Origin of the sequence: Mucilaginibacter arboris, assembly GCF_009754915.1 — a bacterium.
Classification (GTDB): domain Bacteria; phylum Bacteroidota; class Bacteroidia; order Sphingobacteriales; family Sphingobacteriaceae; genus Mucilaginibacter_A; species Mucilaginibacter_A arboris.
In genome coordinates, this window is sequence record NZ_WPIK01000013.1 from 113,112 (window position 1) to 130,827 (window position 17,716).

Consider the following 17,716-nt stretch of genomic DNA (forward strand, 5'->3'; position numbering starts at 1 on the left):
TTTGTACCAGGGAGGGCAAAGTTAAAAAACTAATCTCATGCAACTTCATAAATAGTGCCAGAAATAACCTTTAATCGCAATACTGTTTTTAACGATATAAAATTGGTATGGGTTTCAGTTACATTTAGCTTGCTGCAAGTTCTGTGATAAGCAGTTTTTTTATCCTTTAAAAAACATTATAAATGCTGTTTGTCTTTGTATGGATATGAATCTAACTAAATTTCCCGGCAATCCATACCCATTAGGGGCAACCTGGGATGGAAAAGGGGTGAACTTTGCCCTGTTTGCAAATAATGCTACAAGTGTTGAATTGTGTTTGTTTGACGATGATAATCAGGAAACTAAAATACAATTAAAAGAATGTACACACCATATCTGGCACGTTTATCTTCCGGGTATTACCCATGGCCAGTTTTACGGTTACCGGGTAGATGGGCCATTTGACCCGGCAAACGGTTTTCGGTATAACCCAAACAAAGTTTTAATAGACCCTTATGCCAAATCTATTGCAGGGCCTGTAAAATGGCATGATTCGCTTTTTGGTTATGACCTTAACGATCCGGATAAAGATTTAAGCTTTAACAATTTGGATAGTGCCCCTTATATTCCAAAAAGTGTTGTTATTGACCCAAATTTTGATTGGGAAGACGATAAGCCGCTTGATATTCCTTATCATAAAAGTATTATTTACGAAACACATGTAAAAGGGTTTACGATACTTCAACCTGATATCCCGGAAGAAATAAGAGGTACTTATGCAGCCATGGCGCACCCGGTTACCATTCAATATTTAAAAGATCTGGGCATTACTGCGGTAGAATTAATGCCAGTCCATCATTTTATTATAGATGCGCATTTAATTGAAAAAGGCTTATCCAACTATTGGGGCTATAATACCATTGGTTTTTTTGCCCCTGATGTACGTTATTCAAGCAGCGGCGTCCATGGACAGCAGGTAATCGAGTTTAAAAACATGGTCAAAGAGCTGCATAAGGCGGGGCTTGAAGTAATTATAGATGTAGTTTATAACCATACAGCAGAAGGAAATGAATTAGGGCCAACACTTTCTTTTAAAGGTATTGATAATTGCGCTTATTATCGTTTAGTAGAAGATAACAAACGGTATTACAACGATTATACCGGAACAGGAAACACTTTAAATGCCAATTTGCCAAACGTGCTAAGGTTAATAATGGACAGTTTACGATACTGGATCCTGGATATGCACGTAGATGGCTTTAGGTTTGACCTTGCTTCTACCCTTGCCCGTGAACTGCATGATGTTGATAAATTAAGCTCCTTTTTTGATATTATTTACCAGGACCCTGTTATTTCGCAAGTTAAGCTGATTGCTGAACCCTGGGATATTGGGGAAGGTGGTTACCAGGTAGGTAATTTCCCTTCTGAATGGGCGGAATGGAACGGTAAATACCGCGATTGTATGCGCGATTACTGGCGCGGTGCTGATAGTATGCTTGGCGAGTTTGCAGAACGTTTAAGCGGCAGCCCGGATTTATATCAAAATGATGGCAGAAAACCTACAGCAAGCATCAATTTTATTACTGCACATGATGGTTTTACTTTACATGATTTAGTAGCTTATGATGAAAAACATAACGAAGCCAATGGAGAGAACAATAATGACGGAGAAAGCCATAACCGTTCCTGGAACTGTGGTGTAGAAGGGCCAACAGATGACCCTGAAATTATTAATTTAAGGAATCAGCAAAAACGCAATTTTCTTGCTACTATGTTTTTATCTCAAGGTGTACCGATGCTGGTAGCCGGTGATGAATTTGGCCGTACGCAAGGTGGAAACAACAATGCTTATTGTCAGGATAACGAAATTTCCTGGTTAAACTGGGAAAATGCTGATAAGAGTTTGCAGGAATTTACGCAGAAACTAATCTCTCTGAGAAAAAATCATCCTATTTTCTGTCGCCGTGGATGGTTCCAGGGGCGTGCCATTAGATCTAAAGTAACTGATATTGCTTGGTTTCTACCGGAAGGCATGGAATTATCTGAAGAAAACTGGTCACATGATTTTGCCAAATCGCTCGGTGTTTACCTCAACGGTAGTGAAATCCACTCTGTGGATACTGAAGGAAAAAAAATTGTGGATGATAGTTTTTATATCATTTTCAATGCTTACCACGGCCCATTAGATTACATCCTCCCGCCTGTAAAATTTGGTAAAACCTGGAACAAAGTATTAGATACCAGTGAAGTTTGTGTATCAGAAGACGGTATTGAGTTTAATGCAGAACAAACCATCAATGTAGCAGGCCGCTCGGTAGTTATCCTTAAACATAAAAAAGATTAATAATTTATGTTGCCTGCAATCAACCTGAAAAAACGAAACATTGGTGTAAATTTTAATACTGACGGCAAAGCAGAAATTAAACTGTGGGCGCCGCTGGCAAAATCGGTAGAATTGCTGCTAACGAAGAGCAACGAAAAACATGCCTTAAAAGAAGCATCCTACGGCTATTGGTTGTTAACTACTGATGCTTTAAAACCTGATGACTTGTATCAGTTCGTTTTAGACGGGAAAAGCCCACTCCCGGACCCTGCTTCTTTAGCTCAACCGGAAACTGTTCATGGCCCGTCTCAGGCAATTGATATCTGCGCTTTTAACTGGACAGATGCTTCCTGGGAAAACTTCGCTTTAAAAGATTACCTGTTTTACGAATTGCATACCGGAACTTTTACATCCGAAGGTACTTTTGCTGCCATAAAAAGTAAACTGGATTACCTGAAAGAATTAGGCATTACCGCAATAGAAATTATGCCGGTAGCCCAATTTCCGGGAGGGCGAAACTGGGGATATGATGGTGTTTTCCCCTTTGCCGTTCAAAATACTTATGGCGGTGCAAAAGGTTTACAACATTTGGTAGATGTATGCCATCAAAAGGGAATTGCTGTTGTGATAGATGTGGTTTACAACCATATGGGGCCGGAAGGCAATTACTTTGGTGAATTTGGCCCGTACTTTACCAAAAAATACAATACGCCCTGGGGCAATGCTATTAATTTTGATGACGAGTATTGCGATGCAGTAAGGCAATATTACACCGAAAACGTGTTGATGTGGTTTCGTGATTTTCATATTGATGCTTTACGTATGGATGCTGTTCATGCTATTAAGGATTTTAGTGCAAAACACATTTTGCGCGAAATTAAGCAGGAGGTAAACCAATTAATGGCAGAAACCGGTCGTAAACATCACTTGATTGTAGAGTTGGATTTAAACGATACCCGCTTTATCAATCCTCTTGAAAAAGAAGGTTTCGGGATGGACGGGCAATGGATTGATGAATTTCATCATGCGTTGCGGGTAGCAGCCGGAGGCGAAAGAACCGGCTATTATTCTGATTTTGAAGGAATAAGCCATTTGGAAAAAGCTTACCGCGATGCTTACGTTTATGATGGCATTTACTCTCCTCACCGTAAAAAAACATTCGGAAGCAAGGCAGAACATAATGCAGGCGAACAGTTTGTTGTATTCTCTCAAAACCACGATCAGGTAGGAAACCGAATGCTGGGCGAGCGCAGCAGTCAACTTTTCAGCTTTGAAATGCAAAAGCTGATGGCTGGCGCAGTAATGGTTTCACCTTTTTTACCGATGCTTTTTATGGGCGAGGAATACAGCGAAACGCATCCGTTTTTATATTTTGTTAGTCATACCGATCCTGAATTGGCAGAAGCCGTACGCAAAGGAAGAAAAGCAGAATTTGCAGCTTTTCATGCAGAAGGCGAAGCGCCAGATCCTGTTGATGAAGCTACTTTTAACAAGTCAAAGTTACAATGGGATTTGCTGGAGCAGGAACCACATGCAACTATGCTTCAGTACTATAAAACGTTAATTGCTTTGCGCAAAAAGCTTCCCGCATTACAACATTTAAACCGCCAGCACCTGGAAGTTTCTTCGGATGAAAACACAAAAACATTAATATTAAAGCGCTGGCACGAAAACCAGCAAGTGCTTTGTTTAATGAACTTTTCTGAAGAACATCAACAAGTTCAATTACCGAAAAACCAGCAGCAATGGCACAAAGTTCTTGCTTCTGCCGATCCTGAATGGAACGGGCCAACAACTTCTCCAGAAACTGTTGATGCTTCAGCTCCGGTCATTCTTCAACCAGAATCTATTATCATTTACAGTAATTAGCAATGATCAATCCTGTTTCTACCTATAGATTTCAGTTTCATAAAGACTTTAATTTTGATGATTTTGAAAAAATCATTCCTTATCTGCAAAAGCTTGGTATTTCTACCGTTTACGCCTCGCCTATCTTTCAATCCACTTCCGGAAGTACGCACGGTTACGATGGCTTGAACCCGCATTTGATTAATCCTGAAATTGGTACCGAAGGGCAGTTAAAAAGAATCAGTAAAAAACTAAAAGAGTCTGGCATTCAGTGGCTTCAGGATATCGTGCCTAACCACATGGCTTTTGATACTAAAAACCCCTGGCTGATGGACGTATTGGAAAAAGGTTTACGTTCTGTTTATGCACCTTTTTTTGATACTTCTTTTACCAGCACTTTTTTTAAGGGACGTGTTATGGTCCCGTTTTTAGGTGCCGCTTTGGAAGAAGTGATTAAAAACGGCGAACTGAAAGTTGCCTTTAAAGAAGGCCGGTTCGTGCTTAATTATTTTGATACTGGTTATCCGTTAAACCCGCGTTCTTACGCTTCCGTGCTTCTTTTACCACATAAAAATTCGGATGATACTGTTCGGCAATTGGTTAACCAGTTGGAAGATCTGGAAATGTTGGAGGATCAAAAATCTTATGCATTACGCTGGAATGAGATTAAATTGCAATTAGCTTCGATCATAAAAGAAGATGAAGCTCGAAAATTAATTGATGGAAATCTGGAGAAGATCAACCAAAACCCTGAACTGCTGCTAAACCTTTGCGAAGAGCAACATTACCGTTTGTGTTCTTACGAAGAAACCGACAGCAAAATTAATTTCCGCCGCTTTTTTACTGTAAACAGTCTCCTTTGCCTGAACATTCAAAATTCGGAAGTTTTTGAAACTTATCATTTAAAAATAAAAGAATGGGTAAAAGAAGGTATTTTCCAGGGATTGCGGATTGACCATATTGATGGTTTATACAACCCGACCTTATACCTGGAGCAATTGCGGGAAATGACGGGAGACGATACTTATATCATCGTAGAAAAAATCCTGGAAAAAGGTGAACGATTACCAGAATACTGGCCGATTGAAGGCACCTCCGGTTATGATTTTCTGGCTTTAGTCAACAACCTTTTCACCAATAAAAGTGCTGAAAAAGATTTTACCAGATTTTACCAGCAGCTCATCGGAGATAAAAAGGCAGTTCAAAAACAGATCAGTGATAAAAAAGCATTGATTTTGCGCGATTACATGGGCGGCGAGTTAGAGAACCTGTACCATTATTTCCTGGAATTAAACCTGGCTGAAGAACAGTCACTGGAAAAAGTAGCACCGGAAGACTTAAAAAATACGATTGGTGCTTTGCTGGTTTATTGTCCGGTTTATCGTTATTATGGAAACCAGTTTCCCTTAGGAGAAACAGAATCAGGGCAACTTAAAGAATTATTTAAACTGATCCGCAAAAATAAACCGCAATTAGAAGCAGGCGTAACTTTGCTGGAGGATGTTTTACTGCATCCATCAACCCAGAACAACGAAGATTACAACAGTCGCGCCTTGCTTTTTTATCAGCGCTGCATGCAATTTACCGGCCCGTTAATGGCAAAAGGCGTGGAAGATACGCTGATGTACACTTACAACCGCTTTATCGGCCATAGCGAAGTTGGCGATGCGCCGGATGCTTTTGGCGTTACGGTAGAAGAATTTCATCAGCAAATGCTGGAAAAGCAGGGAAAATGGCCGCTTTCCATAAATGCCACTTCAACGCATGATACCAAACGAGGCGAAGGTGCGCGTGCCCGTTTAAACGCCCTTTCGGACATGGCGGAAGAATGGTTTGAAAACGTAAAAAACTGGCAGCAGCTTAATACTTCACTTAAAACCAACAACCTGCCTGATTCAAACGACGAATATTTTATTTATGAAACACTGATCGCTACGTTTCCGATGCCGGGAGAAGATGAAGATAATTTCCAGAACCGCTTGCAGGAATACATGGTGAAAGCGTTGCGGGAAGGAAAAAAGAATTCGGATTGGGGCGAACAAAATGAGGATTATGAAAAGGCAACTGCTTCTTTTATCGATGGAATTTTAGACCAGACAACTCCTTTTTGGGAAAGTTTCAAAACTTTTTATCAAAAAGTTGCTGATTTTGGAATTATCAATTCGCTTTCTCAAGTGCTGCTGAAGTTTACTTGCCCGGGTGTTCCGGATGTTTATCAGGGATGCGAGAACTGGGATTTCAGCATGGTTGACCCGGATAACCGTCGGCCTATTGATTATGAAAAACGTTTGGCTTCTTTAGAGCAAATTACCGGAGAAAAACCTTTAAGCCAGGAACAGTTATGGGAAACGAGATATAATGCAGACATCAAACTAAAGCTTGTCCATACTCTTTTTACCGAACGAAAATTAGTGCCGGAAATATTTTATCAAGGCGAATATATTCCTTTAACCATTAAAGGAAAGTACAAGGAAAACCTGATTGCTTTTGCCCGACACCTTGACAAGAAATGGTATATTGTAGTCGCACCTTTAGGTTTGGCAACTATTTGCAAAGAGCAAAAAACGGATATAAAAAACATCGACTGGAAGCATACCAGGATTATCCTGCCAGAAGAAGCACCAGTAAAATGGAAAAACTTATTAGATAATTCGAGTGGTTCCGTAGAAGATGATGCTGTTGAAGTGCGTAAAATATTTACTTCGCTGCCTTATGCTTTGCTAAAAATGGAGCAGCAAAAAACAGAACGGAACGCTGGTATTTTGATGCACATTACTTCGCTGCCTTCTCCTTTTGGTATTGGCGATTTAGGACCGGAAGCAAAAGCTTTTGCCAAATTTCTGTACAAAAACAAACAGCAGTTCTGGCAACTGCTGCCTTTAAACCCAACCGGGCCGGAGCAGCTTTATTCGCCTTACAGTTCGGTTTCGAGTATGGCTGGAAACCCGCTTTTAATTAGTCTGGAATTGTTGATGAAAGATGGTTTGTTATCCGGCAAAGACCTCAAAAAGTTTCAGTTGCCACAAACCGCACAAGTTGATTTTAAGGCGGCAAAAGAAGCAAAAGACCAACTTTTTGAACAAGCTTATCAAAAATTTTTGAGTGGTGGATTTGATTCTCTTCAGCAAGAATTTAATTCTTTTTGTGATGCACAATCTTTTTGGCTGAATGATTTTGCACTTTATTCGGTACTAAAACATCAGCATGAAGATCAAGCCTGGTTTAAGTGGCCAGATCCGTACAAAAAACGAGATCAAGAAGCGTTGAAGCGGTTCTCCACAGAAAACCAAAACCTGATCCGAAAAGAGAAATGGCTGCAATTTTTGTTTTTAAAGCAATGGGAAGCGTTAAAAGATTATTGCCGTAAAAGAAGTATCCGGCTTTTGGGCGATCTGCCTTTTTACATCAGTTATGATTCGGTAGATGTTTGGGCAAACCCGGAAATATTTTCTATCGATAAAAACAGTAACATGATTGGCGTTGCAGGCGTGCCACCTGATTATTTTAATGCTGATGGACAACTTTGGGGAATGCCTGTTTTTAACTGGGACGAACTGAAAAAGCAAAATTACAAGTGGTGGGTGCAGCGAATCCGTAAGAATACCGAGCTTTTTGATATGATCCGTTTAGACCATTTCCGTGCTTTTGCCGGTTATTGGGAAGTTCCGGCAACAGAAAAAACAGCTAAAAATGGTGAATGGAAAACCGGGCCGGGAAGCGATTTATTTAAAGTATTACAGCAGGAATTAGGCGAATTGCCATTTGTAGCGGAAGATTTGGGCGAAATAACGGATGATGTTTACAAGCTAAGAGATGAATACCAGTTTCCGGGAATGAAAGTACTTCAGTTCGCTTTTGGTGATGATATGCCAGGCTCGCCGCACATCCCTCATAATTACACGCCTAATTATTTTGCTTACACCGGAACGCACGATAATAACACCAGCGTAGGTTGGTTTACTAAAGATGCCGACTCTGAAACTGTTAAACGTTTGGAGCAATATGCAAATACTGCTGTTTCCAGGTTAAATGTTAATTGGGTTTTAATCCGCCTTGCTTATGCCTCAGTTGCCAAAACTTTAATTGTACCTATGCAGGATATTTTAGGATTAGGTGAAAAAACCCGGATGAATATGCCGGCCTCAACAGAAAACAATTGGGGATGGCGTATGCAACCGGGAGAACTTACACAAGCCATGCAAAAGAAACTGCGCAAGTTAGTTTTAATTTATAACCGGGCTTAATTATTTTTTTAAAAGGATGGCGGCTGATCTATTTAACCGTTGGTAGAAAAGCCCGGGTAAAGGGTCATGCCGCCATCCATAAAAATAGTAGCACCTGTAATATAATCAGATTCATCACAAGCCAGCCAAGCTGCTAATAAACCAATGTCTTCCGGCTGGCCTATACGCCCATAAGGAATCAGCGTAAGTAAACTGTTTAATGCTTCCGGAGTTTCCCAGGCTTGTTTATTAATTGGCGTTTGTATCGCGCCCGGCCCAATACTGTTCACCCTGATTTTTTTAGGTGCCAGCTCTTGTGCCATACTTTGCATCAGCATATTGATACCGCCTTTGCTGCTGGCATAATTAACATGGCCGCCCCAGGGGATTACCTGGTGTACGCTGCTCATGCAAATAATTTTACCGGCTGCTTTGCTCCTTTCGGCTACAACACCTCGTTTTATAAATTCCCTTGCGGCTTCCCGTGCACATAAAAACTGGCCGGTCAGGTTGATGCCGATTACTAATTGCCAATCGGCCAAGCTCATTTCTGTAAATGGAGAATCTTTTTGCAAACCAGCATTGTTCACCAAAATATCTATGGTACCAAAAGCTTTATACATCTCCTGGAACATGTTTTGCACCTGGTCTTCCTTGCTTACATCGGCCTGAAGGGCAATTGCATTGCCGCCGTTGCTTTTAATTTCGTTCACTACCTCATCCGCAGTTTCGGGATGGGTTACATAATTAATCACAACGTTAGCGCCATCGTTGCCCAGTGCTATCGCAACTGCTTTACCTATACCACTGTTTGCACCGGTTACTAAGGCCGATTGTCCTTTTAGCTTTGGATTGGGGTTCATTCCTGTTGATTGATTTAAAGTTAGAACAACTTTAATCCATGGAATTAGTTTTTGGGAAATTATAAATATTGCCTTTAATAATGTCCTTTTAGCGATTGTATTTCCAAAATTACAATTATATCCTGATCAAAAATCTGATAAATCATCCTGTGCTCTCTGTTTATCCGTCGAGACCATGAACCAGATAATTCATACTTAAAGGTTCAGGTTTCCCAATTCCTTCAAAGGGGCTTTCTTGAATAGCCAAAATAAGCTGTTCAATCTTTTTTTGAATAGCCTTATTACCTGTTTGTTTCCAATATTTTAAATCTGCATTTGCTTGAGGCGTGAAGATTACTTCCATAAGTCTTCGACAGCAACCTTCACCCCTTTTCCATTTTTAACATCCTCTCTGCCATGTAAAATTTTCTTAACAAAAGCAGGATCATAAGGGCTTTTTTCTGTTTCAAACTCCACTTTTAAAGCTCTGGCAATTGCTTTTAAAGCAGACAATTGTTCTTTGGTTTTTGGACGAAAAATCAGGGTTTCCATATACAAATTTACTAATTATTTCTCCTTTTATTTTACGTGGGAATACTACTGGCAATAAATCTTCATGTTCTAATTTTTACCCGATAAAAGAAGCATTGCCTCAAATATTACAAGGGTTTATCTTACTGATTTTTAAAGCACTACAGGTAATAGCTTCCTTTCCGGCTTTTATTGGCCGTAAAACTTATCTGCTTATTGTTGCTGTGGTCCTGAAATAATAATTATTTTAGCATCCGATGATCTCTTTTCAATCTAAACTTCCCAAAACAGGCACTAACATTTTTTCTGTTATGTCTGCGCTGGCACAACAAGCCGATGCAATTAATTTGTCCCAGGGTTTTCCTGATTTTGAGTGTTCCCCGGAACTGGTAAGCCTGGTAAACCAAGCCATGCAGCAAGGCCATAACCAGTATGCACCAATGACCGGACTTTTATCCTTACGGGAAGCTATTGCTGCCAAAACACAGGAACTTTACGGCGCCTCCTATCATCCCGATAATGAAATTACGGTTACTGCCGGCGGCACACAAGCCATTTTTACCGCTATTTGTGCTACCATTCACCCTAATGACGAGGTGATTATTTTTGAGCCCGCTTATGATTGTTACGCGCCAGCCATCCAACTAATGGGCGGTGTGGTAAAACGCATGGAACTGGAACCGCCTGATTACCGCATTAATTGGACTATGGTACGAAGGTTGATTTCCTCCCACACTAAAATGGTCATTTTAAATTCTCCGCATAACCCAACCGCAACGGTTTTGCAGGAAGAAGACATTCGCGAACTGATCTCGCTCACCCATAAAACTGATATTTTAATTTTGAGTGATGAGGTTTACGAACATATTATTTTTGACGGACAGCCGCACCGCAGTATGGCCCGTTATCCCGAACTTGCCGAACGCAGCCTGATTGTTGCTTCTTTTGGTAAGCTTTTTCATATAACCGGCTGGAAAGTTGGTTATTGTATGGCCCCTGCCTGGCTGATGAACGAATTCAGGAAGATCCATCAGTTTAATGTTTTTTCGGTGAATACGCCTATGCAATATGCACTTGCTGATTTTTTGCAGGTAAAAGAAGCATACTTAGGACTGGCAGATTTCTATCAGCAGAAACGGGACTACTTCCGGTCAGGACTTGAAAGTTCCCGTTTTGAGTTGCTTCCATGTGCCGGTGCTTACTTTCAATCTGTTAAATTCAACCATATTTCTGAAGATAACGATTTGCTTTTTGCAAAAACTTTGATTGACCGGGTTGGTGTAGCTGCTGTACCAAATTCGGCCTTCTACTCTAAAAAAACTGATTTTGGCATCCTGCGCTTTTGTTTTGCTAAAAAGCAAGAAACATTAACTAAAGCCGTTGAACAATTGTTAAAAGTATAACCGAACCTAATTGCCGCTCCGGCATAAACATTATGGAAAATTTAAAAGTAACCACGTTTCAGGGATATTTATTTTGGGAGAACATCGACCAGAACCTTAAAAATATTGGACTGAGATTATCTTCAGGTATCCGTGAAAACACTGAACTGATTATTTTGCCTGAAATGTTTAACACAGGTTTTACCATGAATACTGCACTTGCAGAACCTATGAACGGTAAAACCATGAGCTGGATGCAGCAAATTGCGCAAAAATATAAATGTGTGGTTACAGGCAGCTTGATGATTATTGAAAACGGCAAGTATTATAACCGCCTTATCTGGATGCAGGCCGATGGTACTTTTTCGCAATACGATAAACGGCATTTGTTTACCTTGGGAAAAGAACACGAAACGTTTACGGCCGGAAAAGAACGTTTAATTGTTGAACTAAAAGGCTGGAAAATTTGTCCTATGATTTGTTACGACCTGCGTTTTCCGGTTTGGGCACGCAACCTTAACGTGGCTTACGATCTGTTGATTGTTGTGGCCAACTGGCCGGAAAAACGTGCCCTGCACTGGCGCACGCTTATCCCGGCAAGGGCAGTTGAAAACCAGGCTTATGTTATTGCTGTAAACCGTGTTGGCTATGATGGGAACGAGGTTTATCACTCCGGAGATTCCTCATGTATTGATCCGGGAGGTAGTGTGGTATATTATAAACGGGACGAAGAAGATGTTTATACTTTTTCTGTTTCTGCGGAAGAACTGACCAAAAACAGACGATTGTTTCCGTTTTTAAAAGATGCAGATGTTTTTGAGTTGAAATAAGCGCAATATACTCAACCCAAACCTAAAAAATATGCCATAAAAGAAGCATTGGCCTAATACTGTTGAAGTTAGATTCAAAGCGATATTAAAACCTGCCCATCAGTTTATCGTAAAATGCTTTAACAAGAAAATTTTGCACTTGCACTATCAATATAAAACGCTGTAAGTTTACCGCCCGAATGGAAATTGACAATATAAATTTAACAGCTACTTCGTACAAGCAAAAATGGACTGCAGAATGGAAGCTATCTGCTTTTAGAAAAAGATTGTTTACCGTATTGGTAACGCTGCTTCTGGTTGTTGTAATCAATCCCTATTTTTTCAGTCATATCCAGCAAAGAAACGGTATCGAACTAAACGATTGGCTTTTAAATTTCATTCCGCAATATGATGTTTCTGTTCCTGTTTTTTGTATTTTGTGGAGTATGGTTATGCTTGCCCTCTGGCGTGCAGTTCAAAATCCCCGCGTTTTAATTATGTTTGGCTGGACTTATCTGTTATTAGCTGTTTCCCGTATTATCAGTATCAGTTTAGTACCGCTTAACCTGCCAAAAGGCCTCATCAACCTGCACGATCCTATCATCAATATTTTTTACGGTAACCAGCTCATTACCAAAGACTTATTTTACTCAGGGCATACTGCTACCATGTTCCTCATATTTTTATGCCTGCAAAATAAGTATGATAAAGCATACGCTTTATTTTCTACCATTGCCATTGCCGTATTATTATTGGTTCAGCATGTGCATTACACAATAGATGTTGTGGCAGCACCGTTTTTTACTTATCTGCTTTATATGCTGTCTAAAAGAATTGTCAGTTACTAAAATTTTTATGCTGCCGAAAGTTTTATTTGAAAGGTTAATGTAAAAATAACAGTATATTAAGGCATATTTAATACAATAAACCAATTTTAAGTAGATTTGAAGAGTTAAAAACCTAAGTTTATTGCTACGGCATTGCTATTGCAGGTAATAAAATTAAGACATTTTTATGCTTAAATAATATAAAAAAAGAATGATAAAACTTGAATGTCCGGATTTTATTCTTGGAGAAAAACTGACACAGGAGCAGTTAAGCTTTTTTGACAAGAACGGCGTTATTATTTTCAGGAATTTCATCACTAAAAAAACTGTAGAAGACCTTTTAAAAGAGATCAATTCTTTACAACAAAAATGGATTACAGAAGGCCTCGAAAAAGTTAACGGGACACCTTTAAAATTTGGAAAAGATGAAAACGGTGAAACAATTATTCAACGCTTTTGCTTTTCTTCCCTGCATAATGCAGTTTTGCACGAGTTTTTAAAAGACCCGCGTTTTAAAGCTTTACCAGAATTGGTTGCACCTTATGAAGGGCGTATCGGCGAAAATGAAAAAGATGGCTTGGTGATCAATCAATACGTAAAAACCCCTGATAGCAGTTTTTCTCAAATGGGTTGGCATACAGATAGTCCGCGTGATCTTTTTCTCGGACAAAAAATTATGCCAATGCTAAATGTTGGTATCCATCTGGATGACTGTCCGGCAGAAAACGGCGGACTGCGGGTTTTAACAGGCACCCACAAACAAGGTATTCTTAAACTTTTATTTGCTAAAAAATATTTTGTAGATAATAATCCCGATCCGCAGGAAACCGGCGTTGATATTAATGCCGGAGACCTAACTGTACACGACGGACGGCTTTGGCACCGCGTACAACAATCGCCTTTTACAGGTATTAAAAGCAGGCGCCGGGTAATGTATATCCCTATTATTACAGGGAAATTTATCCCTAAACATGCTAAAAGCAAAACGCCTTTTTACCATCATTTTATTTCTAAAGTAAAATTTTAACAAATTATTTTATCCGATACTGGCTGGTTTGCAAGCAGCCATTTCAAATACACTAAATGGCTTACGCATTAATAACCGGTGCCAGTAAAGGAATTGGCAAAGCAATAGCACAGGAACTTGCGGCAAAGAAAATTGATTTGCTACTGATTGCGCGTTCTGTGGAAATGCTGGAACAAGTTTCCGGTGAACTTACAAAAAATCATGGGGTAAAAACAGCATATCTTGCAATTGATTTATCAGAAGCAGATGCCGCGCAAAAAGTTTTTAACTGGTGTTCAGCAAATAACTTCAGCATAAATATCTTGGTCAATAATGCCGGTTATGGTTTAAGTGGCGCATTTGATAAATATTCTTTGCCCGAAAACCTGAACATGCTCCAGTTAAACATGCTGGTTCCGGTTGCTTTAACACAACTGTTTTTACCGCAGCTTTTATTGCAGCCGCAAGCTTATATTTTAAATACGGCCAGTTCTGCCGCTTATCAATCGGTTCCCGGTTTAAGTTTATATGCTGCAAGCAAAGCCTTTTTACTAAGGTTCAGCCGTGGGCTGCATCAGGAACTAAAGTACAAAACAGTGTCGGTAACCTGCGTTTCTCCCGGTGCAACAGATACCGATTTTGTGGTTAGGGCACAGCTTGGCCCAAAAGGGTTAAAAGCAGCCAGCCAGGTAAATATGACGCCCGAAGCTGTAGCTAAAATTGCCGTGAAAGCGATGTTCCAAAAAAAAGCAGAAGTAATTACCGGTACTGTTAATAAGTTAGGCGCATTTTTAAGCTGGCTATTGCCCAAAGCGCTGGTTGAACGCACTTCGATGAAAATTTACCAATAGCTTCTTTCTGCTTTTTCCGGTAATGCTTCTTTTATGCTGCATTTATTGGAAACAACTTTAAGGCTTGTTCGTTGTTCCCCTACAAAACCTTAAATGTGTTATTATGAGCCAATATGAAAACGATCCTTTAAACTATCAGTCAGATAATTTAAAGGAACAACCTAAGCATAATCAGAACCAAGGCAAAGTTGTTTTTGAAGGCGGAACATACAGCGATAAGCCAACAACAGAAACCGATGTAGAACGAAACGATGACCTGGAGTACGGAGACCACGGCACTACAACCATGACCCCTACAAATGATTTGCCGCCCGAATCATCAAACGGTACAAATGATTTTGATGACGACGATGATGATGATTTCGATGATACCGTTGGTGAAGATAACCTGCCAGATGAAGATGGCTTTAATGCAAATAGTGATGACCCAACAGAACAGGAATTAACCAAAACCTGGATGGGAAATGAAAAAACAGTGCATGAAGCTGGTTCCAAAGGAATGGAAGGCGAACCAATGGGCGGACAAAACTTTGGTAAAACCGAACTCGAACAAAAAAACAGCAGTGATGCAAGCGATAGAGAGCACCATAGTTTAGGTTTAGGAAACTCAGCCTTACAACAACCCAGCGAAGAAATCAGCAATCCGCCAAGTATAGAAAGTAGTGTTGATAACCCTCCATATAAAAAGGTGGACGATTAATCACATTATAAGTAAAATACCTTTTAAAAAGAGCATCAGTTTAACAGCTGATGCTCTTTTTATGCACTAAAAAAACGCGGCCCTTAGCCTTTCCAATTATCCAACAACCTCCTAATCAACACAATCTGACCTGTATGATAACTTAAATGGTCAATAATCAATATAGCCTCCCTAAACAAATCCTGTCCGTCCCCATGTGTAAACGGTTGTAGCAAATCTTGTTGTTCATTTGTTATTAATGAAGTAAAATCAGCCAAACTTTTTTTGATTTCCTGTAACGTGTTTTCCCATTGTTGTTCATTTGCGGGAGCAATTTCTGTTGGCCAGTAACCTTCCGGCCATTTTAAAGGTTTATAGTTCCGGTTTTCCGAAAAATCCAAAATATCCTGTTGGGCAATACGGATATGTTCAACCAGTTGCCAAATGGAGTAAGGCAAAGGAGGTAATTTTATCCCCCTGTTTTCTGCGTTTAAACCCTCTATTGCTTTAGTAAACCCTGCATGTGCATTGCTTTTTTGTAAAAGCCCTGCTAATTGTTTTTTAAAGGAGTTATCGTTGTTCATGCATTTAGTAAAAAATAGATATTTATTTCCAACCTCTTTTATAGAAAAAAGTTTAAACAGTGGTATTTTTTGTATTTAAAGTTATAACAATTAAGCATTAATTCTTTGTAGCTGAATAAAAATATAAACAAAAATTTAAGGCATAAAAAAAGTAGTGTGCACTTTGTGGTAGAAATCCAATGAAGTTTATATAAATTATATTATTAAAATCTTTTATATAATATATCTCGTATTTTTATATAAAAAATAAACTCAAAAAAATTTATAAAAGATTATTTTAAATCTTAACTTTAACAATAGTTGTTTTTTTTAAAATGAAAATGCCTTTTAGCACTTATTTAGATTATAACATATTTACGAAACCTTTAGACGATTTACCAAAATTGCCTAAAGTAGTTATTAGTACAATTAATCAATATTCGTTCTGTTTGGCAGAAAAAGAACCTGATTTTAAAAATGCTTTGTTAGGGTCGGATGTTTTACTACCTGACGGTGTAGGAATTGTAGCTGCCGTTAGACTACAGACAGGACAAAAAATAAACAAAATCTCCGGTTCAAACCTGCACTTTTATTTATTAAACAAGCTTAACAAAGAAGGAGGTAGTTGTTTTTATCTAGGCTCTTCGATCAATACGTTAAAAAAAATCAAAGAAAAAATAGCTATTGAATATCCGAATATAAAAGTTAATTATTATTCACCACCTTTCAAACCAGTTTTTTCTGATGATGATAGTGCCCGAATGATTGCTGAAGTTAATAAATATAAACCAGATGTATTGTTTATAGGTATGACTGCCCCAAAGCAGGAAAAATGGGTTTTCAAATATAAAAAGCAATTAGACACAAAAATAATAGGTTCTATCGGCGCAGTCTTTGATTTTTATGCTGAAACGATGAGCCGTCCAAGTAGTTTTCTGATAAATTTTGGTTTTGAATGGTTTGGCCGTTTAATAAATGAACCCAAACGTATGTGGAAAAGGTATTTATATTATGGGCCTATATTTATTTATACTTTGTTTAAATACAAATTAAGGTATATGCAATCATTAAGTTTTATAAATCATAACAAAAAGTGCGTATAACTATTTCTTTTATCTTGGATTTACATAACTCTAAATATATTAATTATGTCAGTAAATTATACCGAAAAAGCAGTTATAATTAATAAAGCCATTCAAGATGTTAATAAAGCAACTCAACAAAAATTATTTTATTTATTGTTGGTTCTAATTGGTGCTGTATTTGGATGGCTTTTGTGTTATTTTTTCCCTTTACCCGAACATCATTCTCTATTGATCGGTAATTTAAATTAAAGCCTTTTAACTTTTTTGTTTATTAACAATTAAGTTGTTTAAACCTATTATTTTTCATGCTGGTATTTTAGGGTTAAATGCTTCTTTTATAGCATAAAAATACAGAAAACCATTCCACTTTGTCCCTTCAAAAGGGAAACTTTTAAACACCGCTTGTTTAAAATAAATAAACGCAGGGGGATGATTTGCTCCTCATGCCATTTATTTTATCCGGAAAAATTAAAAGTTTGAACAACTTCAATATTACAAGAGGTAGTTTGACTATTTTAAAGTTTTCTGACTTATAATTTCTGCAACAACTTTTAGGGCATCTTTTTCAATAAATATGTTTTTCCTAATTACTAAAGTAAACAACCTTAAGGATTTGCTACTATTATAGGTTTTACCAATAGAACTGCACAAGTATCATTTATATCCTTTACAAGTACGGTTGACATGAACGGGTTTAGGGAGACGTTGTTTTGATAGCTGTTGCCTGCGGCGTCGTAGCTTGTCCCGTTTGTGGCGAAGGCTTTGCCA

The 17,716-nt window shown here is 38.7% G+C and carries 14 protein-coding genes and 1 pseudogene; 11 read left to right on the forward strand and 4 right to left on the reverse strand.

Going from position 1 to position 17,716, the window contains the following annotated elements; genetic code table 11:
- The first annotated feature begins 199 nt into the window (after positions 1-199).
- Genes glgX through treY form a run of 3 tightly spaced genes read left to right on the forward strand, consistent with a single transcriptional unit; the run spans position 200 to position 8,394 of the window.
- Positions 200-2,323 (forward strand): glycogen debranching protein GlgX, encoded by a 2,124-nt coding sequence (glgX, locus tag GO621_RS14605; protein ID WP_232335665.1) that lies wholly within the window; start codon positions 200-202, stop codon positions 2,321-2,323.
- Positions 2,324-2,329: 6 nt separating this feature from the next.
- Positions 2,330-4,171 (forward strand): malto-oligosyltrehalose trehalohydrolase, encoded by a 1,842-nt coding sequence (treZ, locus tag GO621_RS14610; RefSeq protein ID WP_157568330.1) that lies wholly within the window; start codon positions 2,330-2,332, stop codon positions 4,169-4,171.
- 2 nt (positions 4,172-4,173) lie between these two features.
- A complete protein-coding gene (treY, locus tag GO621_RS14615; RefSeq protein ID WP_157568332.1) occupies positions 4,174-8,394 on the forward strand; it encodes a malto-oligosyltrehalose synthase in 4,221 nt (1,406 codons plus the stop codon).
- A 32-nt stretch (positions 8,395-8,426) separates the two neighbouring features.
- Here the strand turns inward: treY and GO621_RS14620 are convergent, their stop codons facing one another.
- From GO621_RS14620 to GO621_RS14630, 3 genes and pseudogenes are all read right to left on the reverse strand, one after another.
- Entirely contained in the window at positions 8,427-9,236 is an 810-nt protein-coding gene (locus tag GO621_RS14620) for an SDR family oxidoreductase (protein ID WP_157568334.1), read from the reverse strand.
- A gap of 74 nt (positions 9,237-9,310) precedes the next feature.
- Positions 9,311-9,579: pseudogene (locus tag GO621_RS14625) on the reverse strand (Txe/YoeB family addiction module toxin).
- Complete coding sequence (locus GO621_RS14630; protein WP_157568336.1) at positions 9,570-9,767, reverse strand: DUF2683 family protein; 198 nt, start codon at positions 9,765-9,767, stop codon at positions 9,570-9,572. The pseudogene GO621_RS14625 and the gene GO621_RS14630 overlap by 10 nt, the downstream one beginning before the upstream one ends.
- A 236-nt stretch (positions 9,768-10,003) precedes the next feature.
- Between GO621_RS14630 and GO621_RS14635 the strand changes: the two genes are divergently transcribed.
- From GO621_RS14635 to GO621_RS14660, 6 genes are all read left to right on the forward strand, one after another.
- Entirely contained in the window at positions 10,004-11,149 is a 1,146-nt protein-coding gene (locus GO621_RS14635) for a methionine aminotransferase (RefSeq protein ID WP_157568338.1), read from the forward strand.
- A 32-nt stretch (positions 11,150-11,181) separates the two neighbouring features.
- Positions 11,182-11,958 carry an amidohydrolase gene (locus GO621_RS14640; RefSeq protein WP_157568340.1) on the forward strand — a complete coding sequence of 259 codons (777 nt, stop codon included), beginning with the start codon at positions 11,182-11,184 and terminating at the stop codon, positions 11,956-11,958.
- A gap of 179 nt (positions 11,959-12,137) precedes the next feature.
- Complete coding sequence (locus tag GO621_RS14645; RefSeq protein WP_157568342.1) at positions 12,138-12,785, forward strand: phosphatase PAP2-related protein; 648 nt, start codon at positions 12,138-12,140, stop codon at positions 12,783-12,785.
- 190 nt (positions 12,786-12,975) lie between these two features.
- Positions 12,976-13,791, forward strand: a complete 816-nt coding sequence (locus GO621_RS14650; RefSeq protein WP_157568344.1) for a phytanoyl-CoA dioxygenase family protein — start codon at positions 12,976-12,978, stop codon at positions 13,789-13,791.
- 56 nt (positions 13,792-13,847) lie between these two features.
- Entirely contained in the window at positions 13,848-14,621 is a 774-nt protein-coding gene (locus GO621_RS14655; protein ID WP_157568346.1) for an SDR family NAD(P)-dependent oxidoreductase, read from the forward strand.
- A gap of 103 nt (positions 14,622-14,724) precedes the next feature.
- A complete protein-coding gene (locus GO621_RS14660; protein WP_157568348.1) occupies positions 14,725-15,321 on the forward strand; it encodes a hypothetical protein in 597 nt (198 codons plus the stop codon).
- An 83-nt stretch (positions 15,322-15,404) separates the two neighbouring features.
- On the opposite strand, the gene GO621_RS14665 is transcribed toward GO621_RS14660, so the two are convergent.
- Positions 15,405-15,884 (reverse strand): DinB family protein, encoded by a 480-nt coding sequence (locus GO621_RS14665; RefSeq protein ID WP_157568350.1) that lies wholly within the window; start codon positions 15,882-15,884, stop codon positions 15,405-15,407.
- 314 nt (positions 15,885-16,198) lie between these two features.
- Between GO621_RS14665 and GO621_RS14670 the strand changes: the two genes are divergently transcribed.
- Both GO621_RS14670 and GO621_RS14675 read left to right on the forward strand, forming a co-directional pair.
- Positions 16,199-16,966: a WecB/TagA/CpsF family glycosyltransferase gene (locus tag GO621_RS14670; RefSeq protein WP_157568352.1), complete on the forward strand. Its 768-nt coding sequence runs from the start codon at positions 16,199-16,201 to the stop codon at positions 16,964-16,966.
- A 45-nt stretch (positions 16,967-17,011) separates the two neighbouring features.
- Positions 17,012-17,197 carry a hypothetical protein gene (locus GO621_RS14675; protein WP_157568354.1) on the forward strand — a complete coding sequence of 62 codons (186 nt, stop codon included), beginning with the start codon at positions 17,012-17,014 and terminating at the stop codon, positions 17,195-17,197.
- Positions 17,198-17,716: the final 519 nt, after the last annotated feature.

Coding starts and splice junctions, on each gene's coding strand:
- glgX (WP_232335665.1), top strand. CDS start 200: ATGGATATGAATCTAACTAAATTTCCCGGCAATCCATACCCATTAGGG.
- treZ (WP_157568330.1), top strand. CDS start 2,330: ATGTTGCCTGCAATCAACCTGAAAAAACGAAACATTGGTGTAAATTTT.
- treY (WP_157568332.1), top strand. CDS start 4,174: ATGATCAATCCTGTTTCTACCTATAGATTTCAGTTTCATAAAGACTTT.
- GO621_RS14620 (WP_157568334.1), bottom strand. CDS start 9,236: ATGAACCCCAATCCAAAGCTAAAAGGACAATCGGCCTTAGTAACCGGT.
- GO621_RS14630 (WP_157568336.1), bottom strand. CDS start 9,767: ATGGAAACCCTGATTTTTCGTCCAAAAACCAAAGAACAATTGTCTGCT.
- GO621_RS14635 (WP_157568338.1), top strand. CDS start 10,004: ATGATCTCTTTTCAATCTAAACTTCCCAAAACAGGCACTAACATTTTT.
- GO621_RS14640 (WP_157568340.1), top strand. CDS start 11,182: ATGGAAAATTTAAAAGTAACCACGTTTCAGGGATATTTATTTTGGGAG.
- GO621_RS14645 (WP_157568342.1), top strand. CDS start 12,138: ATGGAAATTGACAATATAAATTTAACAGCTACTTCGTACAAGCAAAAA.
- GO621_RS14650 (WP_157568344.1), top strand. CDS start 12,976: ATGATAAAACTTGAATGTCCGGATTTTATTCTTGGAGAAAAACTGACA.
- GO621_RS14655 (WP_157568346.1), top strand. CDS start 13,848: ATGGCTTACGCATTAATAACCGGTGCCAGTAAAGGAATTGGCAAAGCA.
- GO621_RS14660 (WP_157568348.1), top strand. CDS start 14,725: ATGAGCCAATATGAAAACGATCCTTTAAACTATCAGTCAGATAATTTA.
- GO621_RS14665 (WP_157568350.1), bottom strand. CDS start 15,884: ATGAACAACGATAACTCCTTTAAAAAACAATTAGCAGGGCTTTTACAA.
- GO621_RS14670 (WP_157568352.1), top strand. CDS start 16,199: ATGAAAATGCCTTTTAGCACTTATTTAGATTATAACATATTTACGAAA.
- GO621_RS14675 (WP_157568354.1), top strand. CDS start 17,012: ATGTCAGTAAATTATACCGAAAAAGCAGTTATAATTAATAAAGCCATT.